This window comes from Sphingomonas sp. Leaf257 (assembly GCF_001422185.1).
Taxonomy (GTDB): Bacteria; Pseudomonadota; Alphaproteobacteria; order Sphingomonadales; family Sphingomonadaceae; genus Sphingomonas; species Sphingomonas yabuuchiae.
The window spans coordinates 438,430-454,581 of sequence record NZ_LMMH01000001.1; the positions used below are offsets into that span (position 1 = coordinate 438,430).

At 66.9% G+C, this 16,152-nt stretch carries 15 protein-coding genes; 12 read left to right on the top strand and 3 right to left on the bottom strand.

The genetic code is table 11. From position 1 onward, the window contains the following. Positions 1-5: 5 nt before the first annotated feature. The 12 genes from ASF14_RS02175 to ASF14_RS02230 all read left to right on the top strand — a co-directional run bounded on the left by ASF14_RS02175 (position 6) and on the right by ASF14_RS02230 (position 11,669). On the top strand, positions 6-1,778 hold the full coding sequence (locus tag ASF14_RS02175) for a sensor domain-containing diguanylate cyclase (RefSeq protein WP_082442043.1): 1,773 nt from the start codon (positions 6-8) through the stop codon (positions 1,776-1,778). Further along, positions 1,775-1,954: a hypothetical protein gene (locus ASF14_RS02180; protein ID WP_082442044.1), complete on the top strand. Its 180-nt coding sequence runs from the start codon at positions 1,775-1,777 to the stop codon at positions 1,952-1,954. Before ASF14_RS02175 ends, ASF14_RS02180 begins: the two co-directional genes overlap by 4 nt. A 47-nt stretch (positions 1,955-2,001) precedes the next feature. Continuing rightward, positions 2,002-2,241 carry an exodeoxyribonuclease VII small subunit gene (locus ASF14_RS02185; protein ID WP_007406073.1) on the top strand — a complete coding sequence of 80 codons (240 nt, stop codon included), beginning with the start codon at positions 2,002-2,004 and terminating at the stop codon, positions 2,239-2,241. 2 nt (positions 2,242-2,243) lie between these two features. After that, a complete protein-coding gene (locus ASF14_RS02190; RefSeq protein ID WP_056430771.1) occupies positions 2,244-3,143 on the top strand; it encodes a polyprenyl synthetase family protein in 900 nt (299 codons plus the stop codon). After that, positions 3,140-3,643, top strand: coding sequence for a pantetheine-phosphate adenylyltransferase (gene coaD, locus ASF14_RS02195; protein ID WP_056430774.1), 504 nt, complete (start codon positions 3,140-3,142; stop codon positions 3,641-3,643). The genes ASF14_RS02190 and coaD overlap by 4 nt, the downstream gene beginning before the upstream one ends. Before the next feature lie 274 nt (positions 3,644-3,917). After that, positions 3,918-4,700, top strand: a complete 783-nt coding sequence (locus ASF14_RS02200) for a peptidylprolyl isomerase (RefSeq protein ID WP_056431388.1) — start codon at positions 3,918-3,920, stop codon at positions 4,698-4,700. Beyond that, complete coding sequence (gene queA / locus ASF14_RS02205; RefSeq protein WP_056430775.1) at positions 4,697-5,734, top strand: tRNA preQ1(34) S-adenosylmethionine ribosyltransferase-isomerase QueA; 1,038 nt, start codon at positions 4,697-4,699, stop codon at positions 5,732-5,734. Before ASF14_RS02200 ends, queA begins: the two co-directional genes overlap by 4 nt. Continuing rightward, entirely contained in the window at positions 5,731-6,237 is a 507-nt protein-coding gene (locus ASF14_RS02210) for an EF-hand domain-containing protein (protein ID WP_056430778.1), read from the top strand. Before queA ends, ASF14_RS02210 begins: the two co-directional genes overlap by 4 nt. After that, on the top strand, positions 6,234-7,364 hold the full coding sequence (gene tgt, locus ASF14_RS02215; RefSeq protein WP_056430781.1) for a tRNA guanosine(34) transglycosylase Tgt: 1,131 nt from the start codon (positions 6,234-6,236) through the stop codon (positions 7,362-7,364). The genes ASF14_RS02210 and tgt overlap by 4 nt, the downstream gene beginning before the upstream one ends. A gap of 22 nt (positions 7,365-7,386) precedes the next feature. Beyond that, positions 7,387-7,599, top strand: coding sequence for a hypothetical protein (locus tag ASF14_RS02220; RefSeq protein ID WP_056430784.1), 213 nt, complete (start codon positions 7,387-7,389; stop codon positions 7,597-7,599). A gap of 27 nt (positions 7,600-7,626) precedes the next feature. Next, positions 7,627-10,467 carry a M16 family metallopeptidase gene (locus ASF14_RS02225; RefSeq protein ID WP_056430787.1) on the top strand — a complete coding sequence of 947 codons (2,841 nt, stop codon included), beginning with the start codon at positions 7,627-7,629 and terminating at the stop codon, positions 10,465-10,467. 173 nt (positions 10,468-10,640) lie between these two features. Further along, a complete protein-coding gene (locus ASF14_RS02230) occupies positions 10,641-11,669 on the top strand; it encodes a cell wall hydrolase (protein WP_056430789.1) in 1,029 nt (342 codons plus the stop codon). On the opposite strand, the gene ASF14_RS02235 is transcribed toward ASF14_RS02230, so the two are convergent. From ASF14_RS02235 to uvrA, 3 genes are all read right to left on the bottom strand, one after another. Then, the gene (locus ASF14_RS02235) at positions 11,657-11,980 is read right to left on the bottom strand and encodes a hypothetical protein (RefSeq protein ID WP_056430793.1); all 324 of its coding nucleotides are present in this window, start codon (positions 11,978-11,980) and stop codon (positions 11,657-11,659) included. The two genes, ASF14_RS02230 and ASF14_RS02235, sit on opposite strands and share 13 nt — an antisense overlap. Positions 11,981-12,206: 226 nt before the next feature. Continuing rightward, positions 12,207-12,617, bottom strand: a complete 411-nt coding sequence (locus tag ASF14_RS02240; RefSeq protein ID WP_153008083.1) for a glycine zipper 2TM domain-containing protein — start codon at positions 12,615-12,617, stop codon at positions 12,207-12,209. Positions 12,618-13,134: 517 nt separating this feature from the next. After that, a complete protein-coding gene (gene uvrA, locus ASF14_RS02245; protein ID WP_056430796.1) occupies positions 13,135-16,035 on the bottom strand; it encodes an excinuclease ABC subunit UvrA in 2,901 nt (966 codons plus the stop codon). Positions 16,036-16,152 lie beyond the last annotated feature (117 nt).

Consider the following 16,152-nt stretch of genomic DNA (forward strand, 5'->3'; position numbering starts at 1 on the left):
ACCACATGAAGGGCGCTTGGCCGATCACGATAGGCGCGTTGCTGCTGGCGGTGCTGGCAGTCCTGTGGCCGTTGGCGGACGCCCAGGCCCAGGTCGGCCAGAGCCTGACCACCTGTATTCGCCCGATCCGGGCAGGCGACGATGCCCGCACGCAACTGACCCGGCCGCGGGGTTTCGACTGCACCGGCGACCAGTCCGCCTATGGCGTCGGCGATTTCTGGGTCCTCTCGCAACCGCTGCCGCCGGTGGCGGGCGACCTTCGCGACCGCCTGGCCGTCAGCTTCGCCAGCACCTGGCAGGACGCGACGGCGCTGCACATCCTGTATGCCGACGGGAAAATCCGTACCGTCGCCTTCACCAGCGCGACGACCGCCCCCTATCTGCTGCTCGGCCCGATGATCGCGGTGCCCCTGCCCCATGAGGGGACCCGGCCCGTGCGGATCCTGTGGGAGGCGCATGGAGCAGCCAATATGCGCGGCGTCGTGCGCGGCGCCCGGATCGGCATCCATGCCGACATGCTGGCGGTCGAGTCCTCGCTCGGGCTGATCTATGGCGTCATCATCGGCGTCGTGGTCGGCCTGGCGGTGTACAACATGGCCCTGTGGCCAGCGCTCCGCCAGCCGCTCCAGCCGGTCTATTGCCTGCTGCTGTTCTTCATCACCGGCTATACCCTGTCCTCTTCGGGGCTGATCGGCCAGTGGCTGCCCTGGCTGGACAATAACGAGCGACATCGATGGAACGCGATCATGCTGGGCGGGGTCGCGATGACCCTGGTCATCTTCTCGCGCCATTTCTTCGAACGAAAGGTGTTCGCAGGCTGGCTCGACCGCATGGCGGTGATCTGCTTCATCCTGATCGCCATTCCCAACATCGCCTTCGCCCTGCTCGCCCCGCGCTGGATCATCGCGCTGGATCAGGCGGTGCTGATGGGCTTCATGGTGCTGCTGGTCTTCCTGATCGCGGTGCTGGCGCGGGCCTGGCGGCGGCGGAGCAATTTCCTCTGGGCCTTCGCCATCGCCTGGGGCACGCCGATCGGGCTGGCGATGTTCCGGGTGCTCAATGCGCTGCACCTGATCGAGTGGCGGCCCTGGATCGACCAGTCGACCGTGTTGTCGATGGGCGTCGAGGCGCTGATCGCCAGCCTGGGCGTCGCCTATCGCATCTATCTGCTCAGCCGCGAGCGCGATCTGGCGCGCGCCGACGAGCGGGTGGCGCGGCGTCTGGCCGATACCGATCCGCTGACCGGGCTGTTCAACCGCCGCGCCTTCCTGGAACAGGCGATCGGACGCAGCGGGCCGCAGACGCTGATCCTGGCGGATATCGATCATTTCAAGCGGATCAACGACACGCTGGGCCATGACGGCGGCGACGAGGTGCTGCGCATCTTCGCCCGGACGCTGGGCGAGGCGGTGGGCCTCGACATGCTGGTCGCCCGGATCGGCGGCGAGGAGTTCGCGCTGCTGGCCGATGCCGAACGCGCGCCCGACCCCGAGACGCTGCTCGCCCGGCTGCGCGGCACCAGCTATCCCTCGGGGCTGACCGTCACCGCCAGTTTCGGCCTGTGCACCGGCCCGATTGCCGACGAATCGGACTGGCGCCTGTTGTACCGCGAGGCGGATCAGGCCCTGTTCGCCGCCAAGGACGGCGGGCGCGACCGCGCCTGCTGGGGTGTCCCGATCCCCCTTGCGCCGCCGCCAAGCGGCCTATTGCCCGCAATCCGCCCGCATCGTAAGACGGTGCGCAAGGGGAAGGGACTGTGCGCGAACGGCGGATCATGATGGCTGGACTGGTGCTGGCGCTGATCGCGCTGGCCTATCGCCATCCCACGGCCGATGTCCGCCTCATCACCCACGACCTCACCGACCGCTCGCCCCGCCGGGTGCAGGCCGCGCTCGACCTGGGCCTGTTCGGTGTTTCGTTTCTCTACACCTGGACCGTCAACCGACTGCGCTAAGCGCGACGCTGCTTGCGAACCCGCCGGGCGTGACGCATAGCGGCGTCATGGATACGCCCATCGAAGAACTGACGTTCGAGGACGCCCTCAAGGAATTGGAGAGGATCGTCGGCCGACTGGAAAGCGGCGAAGCGACGCTCGACGAATCGATCCGCCTCTATGAGCGCGGCGATCGTCTGCGCCAACGCTGCGCCGAACGGCTTGACGCCGCCCAGGCCCGGATCGAGGCGATCCGCCTCGACGCCGAGGGCAAGGCCGCGGGCACCCGCCCGTTTCAGGCGGGTTGAGGGTGACGCTCGCCGCCACCACCCTGCCCGAGGCCCTGGCCGAAGTCGCAGACGATATCGACCGCCGCTTTGCCGAGCTGCTCGCCGATCCGGGCGATCCGCGTGCCTCGCTCTATGCCGCGATGCGCCATGCCGCGATCGGCGGCGGCAAGCGGCTGCGCCCGCTGCTGGTCTTCGCCACCGCGCATCTGTTTGCGGTCGACCGCGATTGCGCGGGATGGGTCGCCACCGCGCTGGAGGCGATCCACGTCTATTCGCTGATCCATGACGATCTGCCCGCGATGGACGACGACGATATGCGGCGCGGCAAGCCGACCGTGCACAAGGCGTTCGACGAGGCGACGGCGATCCTGGCGGGCGACTGCCTCCATGCGCTGGCCTTCGAGATCCTGGCCGATCCGTCGACCCATGCCGATCCCTTTGTCCGCTCCGAGCTGATCCTCGACCTGGCGCGCGCCTCCGGCCCCAGCGGCATGGCGGGCGGGCAGCAGATGGATCTGGAGGCCGAGCGGCAGGTCTTCGACCTCGCCACCGTCACCCGGCTTCAACAGATGAAGACCGGCGCGCTGATCTGTGCGGCGGTCGAGGCGGGCGCGATCCTGGGTCGCGTGCCGCCCGAGGGTCGCACCCATCTGCGCGGCTATGCCCATGACCTGGGGCTGGCCTTCCAGATCGCCGACGACCTGCTCGACGCCGAGGGCGACGAGGCGGCGGCGGGCAAGAAGCTGCGCAAGGACCAGGATGCGGGCAAGGCGACCTTCCTCAGCCTGCTCGGCGTCGAGCGCGCGCGGGAGCAATGCCGGATGCTGGTCGATCAGGCGATCGCGCACTTACGCGACTATGGCCCCGAGGCCGATCTGCTTCGCGCCATCGCGGCCTATGTGGTGGAGCGTGACCGATGACCCGGATCGGCGTCTATCCCGGCACTTTCGATCCCGTCACGCTGGGCCATATGGATATCATCCGGCGCGGCGCGAAGCTGGTCGATCGGCTGGTGATCGGCGTCACCACCAATCCGTCCAAATCGCCCATGTTCACGCTGGACGAGCGGATGGAGATGGTCCGGCGCGAGGTCGCCGATGTCGCGGGCGAGATCCATGTCGTCGCCTTCGATTCGCTGCTGATGGATTTCGCCGAGCGCGAGGGCGCGAAAGTCATCGTCCGGGGCCTGCGCGCGGTCGCCGACTTCGAATATGAGTACCAGATGGCGGGCATGAACCAGCAGATCAATCCGCGGGTCGAGACCGTCTTCCTGATGGCCGATGTCGCGCTGCAGCCCATCGCCAGCCGGTTGGTCAAGGAAATTGCCATGTATGGCGGCAACATCGCCAAGTTCGTGACGCCCGCCGTGTGCGAGGACGTGGTCGCGCGCGTCGAGAAGATCGGCCGCAAGGGCTCCTGATATCCTCCCCGCTCGCGGGGAGGTGGCAGAGCGAAGCCCTGACGGAAGGGGGGCTTCCTCATAGGACATCCCCAGCCGACGGCCCCCTCCACCATGCTGCGCATGTGTGCGAGCGAGATGGTGCCCCCGGCACCATCTTGACGTGCCGGGGGCACGTCAAAGCCCGCACACCCTCCCCGTTCCGGGGAGGATGACGACATCCAAAGGTTCAGATTGGCGCAAGGGGCGATTTGCTCTACAGCCTCCCCATTCCTTCCCTTGTCGTAGAGATATGATGCGCGTTCTCGCCGCTCTTGCCATGTTGATGGCCAGCCCGATCGCCGTTCCGGCGCAGGCGCAAGCTCAGACCCAGGCCCAACCGAAATTCACCTCCCCCGCCAAGGCCGCGCAGGTTCTGGAGGACAATGTCACCGGCCGCGCCACCCCGCCGCCCGTCACCGACAAGGAGAATCTCTGGCTGCTCGACCTGTCGACCGGCGGCCGCGTGACGATCTGGCTGCGCCCCGATGTCGCACCCAAGATGGTCGAGCGGATCAAGACGCTGACCCGCCGTCACTTCTATGACGGCCTCGTCTTCCACCGCGTGATCGACGGCTTCATGGCGCAGGGCGGCGATCCCAAGGGCGACGGCACCGGCGGCTCGGACCTGCCCAACGTGCCCTCCGAGTTCAACTATCTGCCGCACGTCCGCGGATCGGTGGCCGCCGCGCGCGCCGACGATCCCAACAGCGCCAACAGCCAGTTCTACATCGTCTTCCAGCCGCGCTTCGCGCTCGACAAGAAGTACACGGTGTTCGGCCGGGTGATCGACGGCATGCAATATGTCGACCGGATCGAGCGGGGCGAGCCGCCCGCGAACCCGAGCCGGATCGTTCACGCCTATGTCGCGGCGGACAATCCCCCGGCCTATGTGCCGATGCCCCAGGCCCCCGCCCCCAATCTGGGTGCGCCCGTGACCCTGCCGGGCGCGGCGCCCAAGCCCGTCACCATCACCCCGGCGCGCCGCCCCGCCCCCAAGGCGGCTCCGGCCAAGAAGGCGGCAACGGCCACCAAGTGAACGTAGACCTGTTCGACTTCGCGCTGCCGCCCGAGCGGATCGCGCTATACCCCGCATCCCCGCGCGACTCGGCGCGGATGCTGGTTCTCGACGGTGACGCCACCCGTGACCAGCGGGTGAGCGACCTGCCCGCTGCCCTGCGCGCGGGCGACCTTCTGGTGTTCAACGACACCCGCGTCATTCCCGCCCAGTTGGAAGGTGTGCGGGGAGAGGCGCGGATCGGCGCGACCCTGCACAAGCGCGAAGGCACGCGACGCTGGCGCGCCTTCATCCGCAACGCCAAGCGGTTGCGCGACGGCGACGTGATCGACTTCGGCGCGGGCGTCTCCGCCACCGCGCGCGACCGGGCCGAGGATGGCAGCTTCGCGCTCGACTTCGCGGGTGAGGAACCCGTCGAACTGCTGTTGGAGCGGGCGGGCACCATGCCCCTGCCCCCCTATATCGCGCAGAAGCGGGGCGTTACCGAAAAGGACGCCGACGACTATCAGACCATGTTCGCCAACGAGCCGGGTGCGGTCGCCGCGCCCACGGCGGCGCTGCACTTCACGCCCGAACTGCTGGAGTCACTGGCAACGGCGGGGATCGAGCATGCGACGCTGACCCTGCATGTCGGCGCGGGCACCTTCCTGCCGGTGAAGGCCGAGGACACGGTCGACCACAAGATGCACGCCGAATGGGGCCGCATCGACGCCGCCACCGCCGACCGGCTGAACGCCGTCAAGGCACGCGGCGGCCGGGTGATCGCGGTCGGCACCACCTCGCTGCGCCTGATCGAAAGCGCGGCGGGCGAAGACGGCGTGATCCGTCCGTTCGAGGGCGACACCGCGATCTTCATCACGCCGGGCTATCGCTTTCGCGGCATCGACGGGCTGATGACCAATTTCCATCTGCCGCGCTCGACCCTGTTCATGCTGGTCTCGGCGCTAATGGGGCTGGACCGGATGCAGGCGGCCTATGCCCATGCGATCGCGAACGCGTATCGCTTCTATTCCTATGGCGACGCATCGCTGTTGCTGCCGGAACGCTCTGCATGATCCTGTTCGCGCTGCTTCTGATGCAGGCGACACAGTCCCCCGCACAGGAGGCGGACAATACGGTCGTCGTCACCGCGCGGCCCAAACCCTTTGCGCAGACGCCCGCAACCATGGTGGTCGAACCTGTGGCGATGATGATCGCGACGCTCGACAGCGACGGCGACGGCAAGACCAGCCGCGCCGAGATGGAGGCGGGCGTCAAGCGCAGCTATGACGCGATCGATACCACGCATCAGGGGTCGATCGGCTATCTCCAGTTTGCCGACTGGGCCGAGCGCTGGCTGGGGGATCGCAACGCGCTGCCCAGTCCGTTCGATGTCGACAAGAACAGCGACAACCGCATCACCCTCGCCGAACTCCAAGCCCATTTCTCGCGCCTGTTCTCGCGCTTCGACCGCGACCAGGACGGCGCGATCAGCCGCGCCGAGGCGCTGACCATCCGTACCACCCCCGTTGACGCCAACGGCCCGACCGGCCCGCTTCGACCCCGAGACAGAAAATGACCGCCCGCTTCTCTTTCGCCATCCACGCCACCGACGGCCGCGCCCGCACCGGCACCATCGCCATGAAGCGGGGCGAGATCCGTACCCCCGCCTTTATGCCCGTCGGCACCGCCGCCACCGTCAAGGCGATGAAGCCTGGCGATGTGCGCGCAAGCGGCGCGGACATCATCCTGGGCAACACCTATCACCTGATGCTGCGCCCAGGGGCCGAGCGGGTGAACCGATTGGGGGGCCTGCACGGCTTCATGGGCTGGGACCGGCCGATCCTGACCGACTCGGGGGGCTATCAGGTGATGAGTCTGGCCGAGCTGACCAAGCGATCCGAGGACGGCGTGGCGTTCAAGAGCCATCTCGACGGCACCCGCCATCTGCTCAGCCCCGAACGCTCGATCGAAATCCAGCGGCTGCTCGGCTCCAACATTGTCATGGCATTCGACGAACTCGTCCCGACGACTTCGACGCGCGAGGTGCAGGCGAGCGCGATGGAGCGCTCGATGCGCTGGGCGAAGCGCAGTCGCGACGCCTTCGACGCGGGCGGACAACATGCCGAGGACAATGCGATCTTCGGCATCCAGCAGGGTGCGCTGGACGAGAGTTTCCGCAAGTCCTCTGCCGACGCGCTGATCGACATCGGGTTCGACGGCTATGCGATCGGTGGCCTCGCGGTCGGTGAGGGGCAGGAGGCGATGTTCGGCTGCCTCGATTTCGCACCGGGCCAGCTGCCGGTGGAAAAGCCGCGTTACCTGATGGGCGTGGGCAAGCCGACCGATATCGTCGGCGCGGTCGAGCGCGGCGTCGACATGTTCGACTGCGTGCTGCCGACCCGCTCGGGCCGCACGGGGCAGGCCTTTACCCGCAACGGCCCGATCAACATCCGCAACGCGCGCTTCGCCGAGGATCAGGGTCCGCTCGACCCCGCCTGTGGCTGCCCGGTCTGCGCGACCTGGAGCCGCGCCTATCTCCACCATCTGGTCCGCGCGGGCGAAATCCTGGGCGCGATGCTGATGACCGAGCATAATATCTGGTTCTATCAGCAGATGATGGCCGATCTGCGCGCCGCCATCGCCGAAGGTCGCCTCACGGCCTTTGCGGACGACTTCCGGGCGCGCTACGCTGCCAAGGAATAATCGGGTCGAGTAGGAGAGTAGCATGACCGATCATAGCGAAGACGCCCCCAACGAAATCCTCGCCGCCGCCAAGGAGGCCAAGGATCACGCCGCCGCCGCCGCTGAGGCGACCGCCACGTCGATCAAGGAAAAGACGCGTAACTGGCCGATGGGCAAGATCGGCCTGGGCGTCGGCATCGGTTCGGCCGCGATCGCGGCGGCGGTGCTGTACGGCACGCGCAACAAGTCCAAATAATCCGCTTCCACTGAAACGAGGGTTTTCATGCGCCTTTTCCGTGCCGCGCTTCTGCTCGGCGTCGCCGCCCTTCCCTCGCTGGCAGGAGCGCAAACCGCGCCAGGCCCGGCGCGCACGGAAAGCGTGAAGCCCATCGACTTCGCCACGCGCACCCTGCCCAACGGCCTGCGCGTCTATGCCATTCGCGACACGACGACGCCCAACGTCTCGGTCCAGGTCTGGTATGATGTCGGGTCGAAGGACGATCCCAAGGGCCGCTCGGGCTTTGCCCACATGTTCGAGCATCTGATGTTCAAGGCGACGCGCAACCTCGTCCCCGAACAGATGGATCGCCTGACCGAGGATGTCGGCGGTTATAACAACGCCTCCACCGCCGACGACTACACCAATTATTTCGAGGTGGTGCCCGCCAACCATCTGCAGCGCCTGCTGTTCGCGGAAGCCGACCGCATGGCCGCGCTGGTCGTCGAGCCCAAGAGCTTCGCCAGCGAACGCGACGTGGTGAAGGAGGAACTGCGCCAGCGCACCCTCGCCCAGCCTTATGGCAAGCTGTTCTCCATCTATTACCCCAAGCTGGCCTACACGACGCACCCCTATGCGCGGCCGGGTATCGGCAGCCTGGAAGAACTGGAGTCGGCGGGCATCGATGATGTGCGCGCCTTCCACGCCACCTATTACCGGCCCGACAATGCGGTGCTGGTCGTGTCGGGCAATTTCGATCCCGCGCAGCTGAACCGTTGGGTCGATCAGTATTTCGCGAACATCAAGCGGCCCGCGACCGCGATCCCGCGCGTCACCGTGCAGGAACCGGCACGGACGCAAGCCGTATCGCGCACCGTCTACGAGCCCAACACGCCGCTGCCCGCTGTCCTGATCAGCTATCATATCCCGCCCGAACGCAGCGCCGATACTCCCGCGCTGATGGTGTTGAACGCCATCCTGTCAGCGGGCGAGAGCTCGCGGCTGTATGAGGATCTGGTGTACCGCGACCAGCTGGCCCAGTCGGCCGCGACCTTCCTCGACACCAAGCAGTCGACCGGCAACATCGTCCTCTATGCGATGATGGCGAGCGGCAAGCCGGTGGCCGAGGGCGAGGCAGCGTTGAAGAAGGAGGTCGCCCGGCTGCGTGACGCCCCCGTCTCCGCCACCGAACTGGCCGAGGCGAAGAACGAGCTGCTGACCGCCGCGCTCAAGCAGCGGGAGACCGCCGAGGGCAAGGCCAGTCTGATCGCCAACAGCGTCATCGTCGACGGCGACCCCAGCGCCGCCGACCGCCAGATCGTCGCCGTGCAGAAGGTGACGGCCGCCGATATCCAGCGCGTTGCCCGTGCCTATTTGAAGGACAGCCAAAGCGCGACCATCCGCTACCTGCCCGACAGCGAACGCCCCGCGAATGTCCGCCTGATGCCGATCGAGATCGCGCCGACGGTCCAGACCGCGGCGCTGACCCCGCCCGCCAATATCGAGGTGGTGACGCCCGCCCCCGAGGGGCAGCGCATCCTGCCCCCCGCGCCCGGCGCGGCCATCGCCCCCACCCTGCCGCAACCGGTTGCGACCACGCTGCCCAACGGCCTGCGCGTCGTGACGGTCGAGCGGCACGATTTGCCGCTCGTCACCGCGTCGCTGGTGGCGCTGGGCGGTGCGGCGACTGATCCGGTTGGCAAGGCAGGCGCAAGCAGCCTGTCGTCCGAGCTGATGACCAAGGGTACCACGACCCGCTCGGCGACCGAGATCGCGCGCGCGGTCGAAAGCCTGGGCGGATCGATTGCAGCGGGCGCCTCGGATGACGGCGCGACCATCGACCTGACCGTCCCCTCGGCGCAGCTCGGCACGGCGATGACCATCCTGGCCGATGTCGCGACCAACCCGGCGTTCAAGCAGGAGGAGATCGACCGTGCCCGCACCCAGTCGATCGACAGCCTGAACGTCGCCATGCAGAATCCGGCGCAGCTGTCGGCGATGGTCGCCGACCGCGTCGTCTATGGCGCGCGTCCCTATGGCCAGCCGCTGTCGGGCACGCCCGCCTCATTGAAGGGGCTGACCCGTGCCGACCTGATAGCCGCCTATGCGCGCAGCTGGAAGCCGGGTCAGGCGACGCTGCTGCTGGTCGGCGACGTGACCCCCGCCCAGGCCCAACAGGTCGCCGAGCGTTATCTGGGCAATTGGCAGGTGGCCGGAGCCGCCGCGACGACGGCCAAGCCCCCCGAACCCGCCTTCCCCGCGCCGCGCGTCATCGTCGTCGACATGCCCGATGCCGGACAGGCCGGGGTGGTCGTCGCACGTTCGGGCATCCGCCGCGCCGATGACCGCTATTACCCGCTGGCGGTGGCGAATACCGTGCTGGGCGGCGGCTTCTCCTCGCGGCTCAACCAGGAAATCCGCATCAAGCGCGGGTTGGCTTACGGCGCGGGCAGCTCGGTGGCGACGGGGCGTGACATCGGCCTGATCTCCGCGCGGACCCAGACCAAGAATCCCTCGGCCGCCGACGTCGTCGGGCTGATCGATGCCGAGATGCGCAAGCTGGGCACCGCGCCCGTGCCGCAGGACGAACTGGCGACGCGGCAGGCAGTGCTGGTCGGCAATTTCGGCCGGACGATCGAGACGACCGACGGCATCGCCGACATATTGGCCAATTACACGCTGCAAGGCGTGCCGCTGGAGGAACTGAGCCGCTATATCCCACGCGTCCAGGCGGTGGACCCGGCGGCCGTGGAGTCGGTTTCAGCCACGCTTCTCGATCCCAAGGCGGCCAGCATCATCGTCGTCGGCGACGCCAAGCAGTTCCTGCCCGCGCTGCGTCAGGCGCATCCCGAGGTGGAGGTGATCCCGGCCGCCTCGGTCAACCTCGACTCGCCGAAACTACGCTGACCCCCCATTCCTCCCCGAGCTCTGCTTGGGGAGGGGGACCATCCGAAGGATGGTGGAGGGGCAGATCCGCCGCTACGCAAAATCCTTAACCCTCGCGGGTATAACCATAACCTGAGAGCGGCAGGGCTGGAGGACTCCCCACATTGCGGGTGGCGAAGCGGACAGTAAGGCGGATGATACAGGTCTGGCTGGCGCTGCTCGGCCTGATGCTGACGTTCGGCCTGATTCTGGCCGCGCAAGGCGCCAAGCGGGCGAAGCCTGTGGCCGTCGCCACGCCGCAACTTCGGCCCACACCCGCCACCGCTCCCGTCGCCGATTCGCTGCCCGCCATCGATGGCAGCACCGGCACGGTCGCCCTGCCCGCCTTGCCGATCCCGCCGGGGGCCAGCATCGCCGATAGCGGCGTGGTGGCGGCCCGACCCTTTGCCTGGGGCCGCGCGAGCGCGATCGACCGCGCGCGCGCGATGCAATGCCTGACCGCCGCCATTTATTACGAAGCGGGCGGCGAAAGCATCGACGGGCAGCGTGCCGTGGCGCAGGTCGTGCTCAACCGCGCGCGGCATCCCGCCTTCCCCGCCACAGTGTGCGGCGTCGTCTATCAGGGGGTGGAGCGCGCGCATTGCCAGTTCAGCTTCGCCTGCGACGGCGCCCTGTCTCGTACCCCGGCCATCACCGGCTGGTCCCGTGCGGCGCAGGTCGCGGCGGCGGCGCTGTCGGGCGGAGTCTATGCGCCGGTCGGGCTGGCGACGCATTACCATACCTTCGCCGTCGCGCCCGCCTGGAACCGCGCCATGGTGATGACCGACATGGTCGGCGCGCATCTCTTCCATCGCTGGAAGGGCTATTGGGGCACTGCTGCCGCGATGAGCCGCGCCTATGCGGGGGGAGAGGTGCTTCCGTCGCTCGCTCCGGCACCCGAAACGGCGAGCAGCGACGTGCTGCCGCCCGCCCCGGCGACCCTGCCCGCGCCGCCTCTGCCCGGCTCGACGCCGGCTCCCGCACGCCCTGCCATAACGCGCGGAACGCCGACCCCCGCTCCGCTACGCGAAACGGGGATCAGCGACCGTCTGGCCACATCGGGCCAGATACTGGACAAATGGAAGGATAGCGGCCGTCCGATCGAGCGGCCCGACACACCGCGCCCGAATGTTCCGAGGTCCGATTTGCCAAGCCGGGCGACCGGCACCGATCAGCGGCGATAATTGCGGTCGTTCTTCTCGAAGCGGACCTGACGGCTCAGCATCGCATAGCGACGGTCCAGATCATTGCGCTCCGAGACGCTCAGGCCACCGCCCGACCGGCGATAGCGGTATTCGAGCTGGCTCAGGCCGCGCAGTTCGGACTGGAGCCGCCCCGCCTCGCGCCGATTGAGCGCGCCCGAGCGGATGCCCTGGTCGATCCGCTGCTGCAACTGGCCCTGGCGCTGCGCGATCGGGGTCCAGCGCTGCGCCTCGGCGACCGTGGGGACGGCGATGGTGGCAAAACCCAGGCTTGCAAGGATCATGGCCTTCATGATGACACTCCCATAATAAAGCGGGCGATTACTGGCCCGCTCCAGAATATGGGTCTCGACAATCGCAAAGCTATGCCAATGGCTTATCCATATTGTCGCCAAATGTCGCAGGAAGTGACATGCCGTTCATCTGGCGTTTATTGGCGCCGGACACGACAAGGCCGGACCTCTCCTTGCCACAGGGAGAGGTCCGGCCCAATACTTTGTCGAACATCAACAGCCGGGTTTAGCGGCAGCGGACATTGTTTCGCTCGATCGCGCGCCCGGCCAGCGCGCCACCGGCGGCGCCCAGGAGCGTGCCGAGCGTCTGCGACCCGCCCGAGGTGATCGCCGCGCCCAGCGCACCGCCCGCGATACCGCCGACGATCAGGCCAGTGGTGCCGTCATTGCGGCGGCAATAATAGCGGCCGTCCTGCCCGACATAGACACGGTCGTTCCGGCTCAGCCGCCGCTCGCGATACCGCGCATTGTCGACATAATAACGGTCGGCATAATAGCCGCCATAAGCGGGATCGGGCCGGTTATAGTCATAGGCATAACGTGGGCCACCGCCCAAGCCGCCAAAACCATTGTCATAGGTGGAGCAACCGGAAACCAGCGTCGCGGCCCCGATCAGGCCGAGTGTCCATGCACGCATTACATCCTCCCTCATGGGTGATGCGGGGGAATCGCTTTGCGGAGCCAAAGGTTGCGATATGTTAAGGGGTTTTGCCGGGATTTGGTGCGGGCGTTTGCGGGTGGGCGTGCAGTTCGACTGCGCTCGGTGCGAACGGGAGAAGTGTCCAACCTCCGTTCGGCCTGAGCGAAGTCGAAGGCCAAGGGACAACCTATCGGCGCAGGGAGGTGGCCGGCCCATTACCCAAGCCAAGCGACGTCTCGACCGAAGCTCGCCAACGCCCCATCATACCATCCCGGCGAAGGCCAGGACCCATTTGGGTGGCCGCCGCAGGTGCCTCCGACCGTTCCGCAACTGGACCCCGGCCTCCGCCGGGGTGACAGAAAGTAGAGAAGGCCTTCCTTCGGGGCGGTCCCGTTCGCCTCAAGCGGACAACCGCCTTCACCAAGCTGCGGCCTGTGCGAGTCGGATGGCAAACCGACACCATCTTCAATGCCGAGGCCTATCAAAACCCGCACACCCCCGTCCTGGGGAGGACTTACTCCGCCGCCTGCGCCTGCCCCTTGTCGAGCAACGGCTTCAGATACTTGCCCGTAAAGCTGCGCGGTTCGGCGGCGACGACTTCCGGCGTTCCGACCGCAACGATCTCGCCGCCCTTCACACCGCCTTCGGGACCCAGATCGACGATCCAGTCGGCGGTCTTGATGACATCGAGATTATGCTCGATCACCACCACCGTATTGCCCTGTTCGACCAGGGCATGGAGCACTTCGAGCAGCTTGCGCACATCCTCGAAATGCAAGCCGGTCGTGGGCTCGTCGAGGATGTAGAGCGTGTTGCCCGTCGCCCGGCGCGACAATTCCTTGGCCAGCTTCACGCGCTGCGCCTCGCCACCCGACAGGGTCGTCGCCTGCTGGCCGACCTTGACGTAACCCAGGCCCACCTCGACCAGCATTGCCATCTTGTCGCGGATCGGCGGTACCGCCTGGAAGAACTCGGCCGCATCCTCGACCGTCATGTCGAGCACATCGGCGATCGAGTGGCCCTTGAACTTCACTTCCAGCGTCTCGCGATTGTAGCGCGCGCCGTGACACACGTCGCACGTCACATAGACGTCGGGCAGGAAGTGCATCTCGATCTTGAGCACGCCATCGCCCTGGCATGCCTCGCACCGGCCGCCCTTGACGTTGAACGAGAAGCGGCCCGGCTTGTAGCCGCGCGCCTGCGCCTCGGGCAGCCCCGCGAACCAGTCGCGAATCTGGGTGAAGGCACCAGTATAGGTCGCCGGGTTCGATCGCGGGGTGCGGCCGATCGGCGACTGGTCGATGTCGATCACCTTGTCGAGATGGTCGAGCCCGGTGATCTTCTCATGCTTGCCCGCCAGGATACGCGCGCCGTTCAGCGACCGCGCGGCGGCGGCATAGAGCGTGTCGATGGTAAAGCTCGACTTGCCCGACCCCGACACGCCGGTGATGCAGGTGAAGGTGCCCAGCGGGATGCTCGCGGTCACGCCTTGCAGATTGTTGGCGGTCGCCTTGTGCACCGTCAGCTTCTTGCCCGAGCCCTTGCGGCGCTTGGCCGGGACCGCGACCTCGCGCGTGCCGTTCAGGTAATCTGCGGTGACGCTGGTCTTGGACTTGAGCAGCTGCTTGAGCGTGCCGTGCGCGACGATCTGGCCGCCATGCACGCCCGCGCCCGGCCCCATGTCGATGACATAGTCGGCGGTGCGGATCGCATCCTCGTCATGTTCGACGACCAGCACCGTATTGCCCAGGTCGCGCAACCGGCGCAGCGTCGCGAGCAGCATGTCGTTGTCGCGCTGGTGAAGCCCGATCGACGGCTCATCGAGCACGTACAACACACCCGACAGGCCCGAGCCGATCTGCGACGCCAGCCGGATGCGCTGGCTCTCGCCACCGGACAGCGTGCCGCTGGTCCGATCGAGATTCAGATAATCGAGGCCGACATTGTTGAGGAAGCCCAGCCGCTCGACGATTTCCTTGAGGATCGGCTGCGCGATGGCGCGCTGCTGATCGGTCAGATGTTCGGGCAGGCCGGTGAAGAAGGTCAGCGCATCGACCACCGACAAATGCGTGGCGTAGCTGATGTCCTGCATGGCGATCTTGACCGCCAGCGCCTCGGGCTTCAACCGCGCGCCGTGGCAGACTTCGCAGGGCTGCGACGACTGGTAGTTGGCCAGTTCCTCGCGCATCCAGGCGCTTTCGGTCTGAAGCATCCGGCGGTTGAGATTGCCGATCACGCCCTCGAACGGCTTCTTCACGTCGTACGACTTCTTGCCGTCGACAAAGGTCAGCGTGACCGCCTTGCCCTTGGTGCCATGCAGGATCGCCTCGCGGACCTTGTCCTCCAGATCCTTCCACGGCGTCTCCAGCGAGAAGCCGAACTCGCGCGCCAGGCTGCCCAGCACCTGCATATAATAGGGGCTGGGCGGGTTGGATTTGGCCCAAGGCACGACCGCGCCCTTCTTGATCGACAGCTCGTGATTGGGGACGACCAGATCCTCGTCGAAGATCAGCTTCTCGCCCAAGCCGTCACAGGCCGGGCACGCCCCCTGCGGCGCGTTGAACGAGAACAGGCGTGGCTCGATCTCGGAAATGGTGAAGCCGCTGATCGGGCAGGCGAATTTCTCCGAAAACACGATCCGGCCATCGGGCGCGTTGTTGCCCAGCACGGCGGATTTGGGCGTCGCGGGCTCGACCGGATCGGCGGGGTCGACATAGGCCAGCCCGTCCGCCAGCTTCAGCGCGGTCTCGAAACTGTCGGCCAGGCGCGTGGCGATGTCCTCGCGCACGACCAGACGGTCGACGACCACCTCGATATCGTGCTTGAACTTCTTGTCGAGCGCGGGCGCCTCATCGATCTCATGAAGCTGGCCGTCGATGCGAACGCGGGTGAAGCCCGCCTTCTGCCACTCGGCCATTTCCTTGCGATACTCGCCCTTGCGGCCGCGCACGACGGGGGCGAGCAGATAGAGGCGCGTCCCCTCGGGCAGGGTCATCACCCGGTCGACCATCTGGCTGACCGTCTGCGCCGCGATCGGCTCGCCGGTCGCCGGGCTGTAGGGGATGCCGACCCGCGCCCAAAGCAGACGCATATAGTCGTAGATTTCGGTGACCGTCGCCACGGTCGAGCGCGGATTGCGGCTGGTCGTCTTCTGCTCGATCGAGATGGCGGGCGACAGCCCCTCGATATGGTCGACGTCCGGCTTCTGCATCATCTCCAGGAACTGGCGCGCATAGGCCGACAGCGACTCGACATAGCGCCGCTGCCCCTCGGCATAGATGGTGTCGAAGGCGAGGCTGGACTTGCCCGACCCCGACAGGCCGGTGATGACCGTCAGCGTGTCACGGGGAATGTCGATATCGACATCCTTGAGATTATGCTCGCGCGCGCCGCGGACGGAAATCTTGGTCAGCATGAGGCAGGTTCTACTTCTGTTCCGGGAGGAATGCCAGAGGCGAGATAGGGAGCGGGAACGGCCGTTTCGAGAGGGGCGGGCTTGCGGGAACGCGGAAGTCCGGCGCATGATCCCGCT

Bases quoted from the DNA above. Each gene is read 5' to 3' on its own strand.
- tgt (WP_056430781.1), top strand. From the start codon at position 6,234: ATGACCGCCCGCTTCTCTTTCGCCATCCACGCCACCGACGGCCGCGCC.
- ASF14_RS02200 (WP_056431388.1), top strand. From the start codon at position 3,918: ATGCGCGTTCTCGCCGCTCTTGCCATGTTGATGGCCAGCCCGATCGCC.
- ASF14_RS02220 (WP_056430784.1), top strand. From the start codon at position 7,387: ATGACCGATCATAGCGAAGACGCCCCCAACGAAATCCTCGCCGCCGCC.
- ASF14_RS02175 (WP_082442043.1), top strand. From the start codon at position 6: ATGAAGGGCGCTTGGCCGATCACGATAGGCGCGTTGCTGCTGGCGGTG.
- ASF14_RS02225 (WP_056430787.1), top strand. From the start codon at position 7,627: ATGCGCCTTTTCCGTGCCGCGCTTCTGCTCGGCGTCGCCGCCCTTCCC.
- uvrA (WP_056430796.1), bottom strand. From the start codon at position 16,035: ATGCTGACCAAGATTTCCGTCCGCGGCGCGCGCGAGCATAATCTCAAG.
- ASF14_RS02210 (WP_056430778.1), top strand. From the start codon at position 5,731: ATGATCCTGTTCGCGCTGCTTCTGATGCAGGCGACACAGTCCCCCGCA.
- ASF14_RS02230 (WP_056430789.1), top strand. From the start codon at position 10,641: ATGATACAGGTCTGGCTGGCGCTGCTCGGCCTGATGCTGACGTTCGGC.
- coaD (WP_056430774.1), top strand. From the start codon at position 3,140: ATGACCCGGATCGGCGTCTATCCCGGCACTTTCGATCCCGTCACGCTG.
- ASF14_RS02180 (WP_082442044.1), top strand. From the start codon at position 1,775: ATGATGGCTGGACTGGTGCTGGCGCTGATCGCGCTGGCCTATCGCCAT.
- ASF14_RS02185 (WP_007406073.1), top strand. From the start codon at position 2,002: ATGGATACGCCCATCGAAGAACTGACGTTCGAGGACGCCCTCAAGGAA.
- ASF14_RS02240 (WP_153008083.1), bottom strand. From the start codon at position 12,617: ATGCGTGCATGGACACTCGGCCTGATCGGGGCCGCGACGCTGGTTTCC.
- ASF14_RS02235 (WP_056430793.1), bottom strand. From the start codon at position 11,980: ATGAAGGCCATGATCCTTGCAAGCCTGGGTTTTGCCACCATCGCCGTC.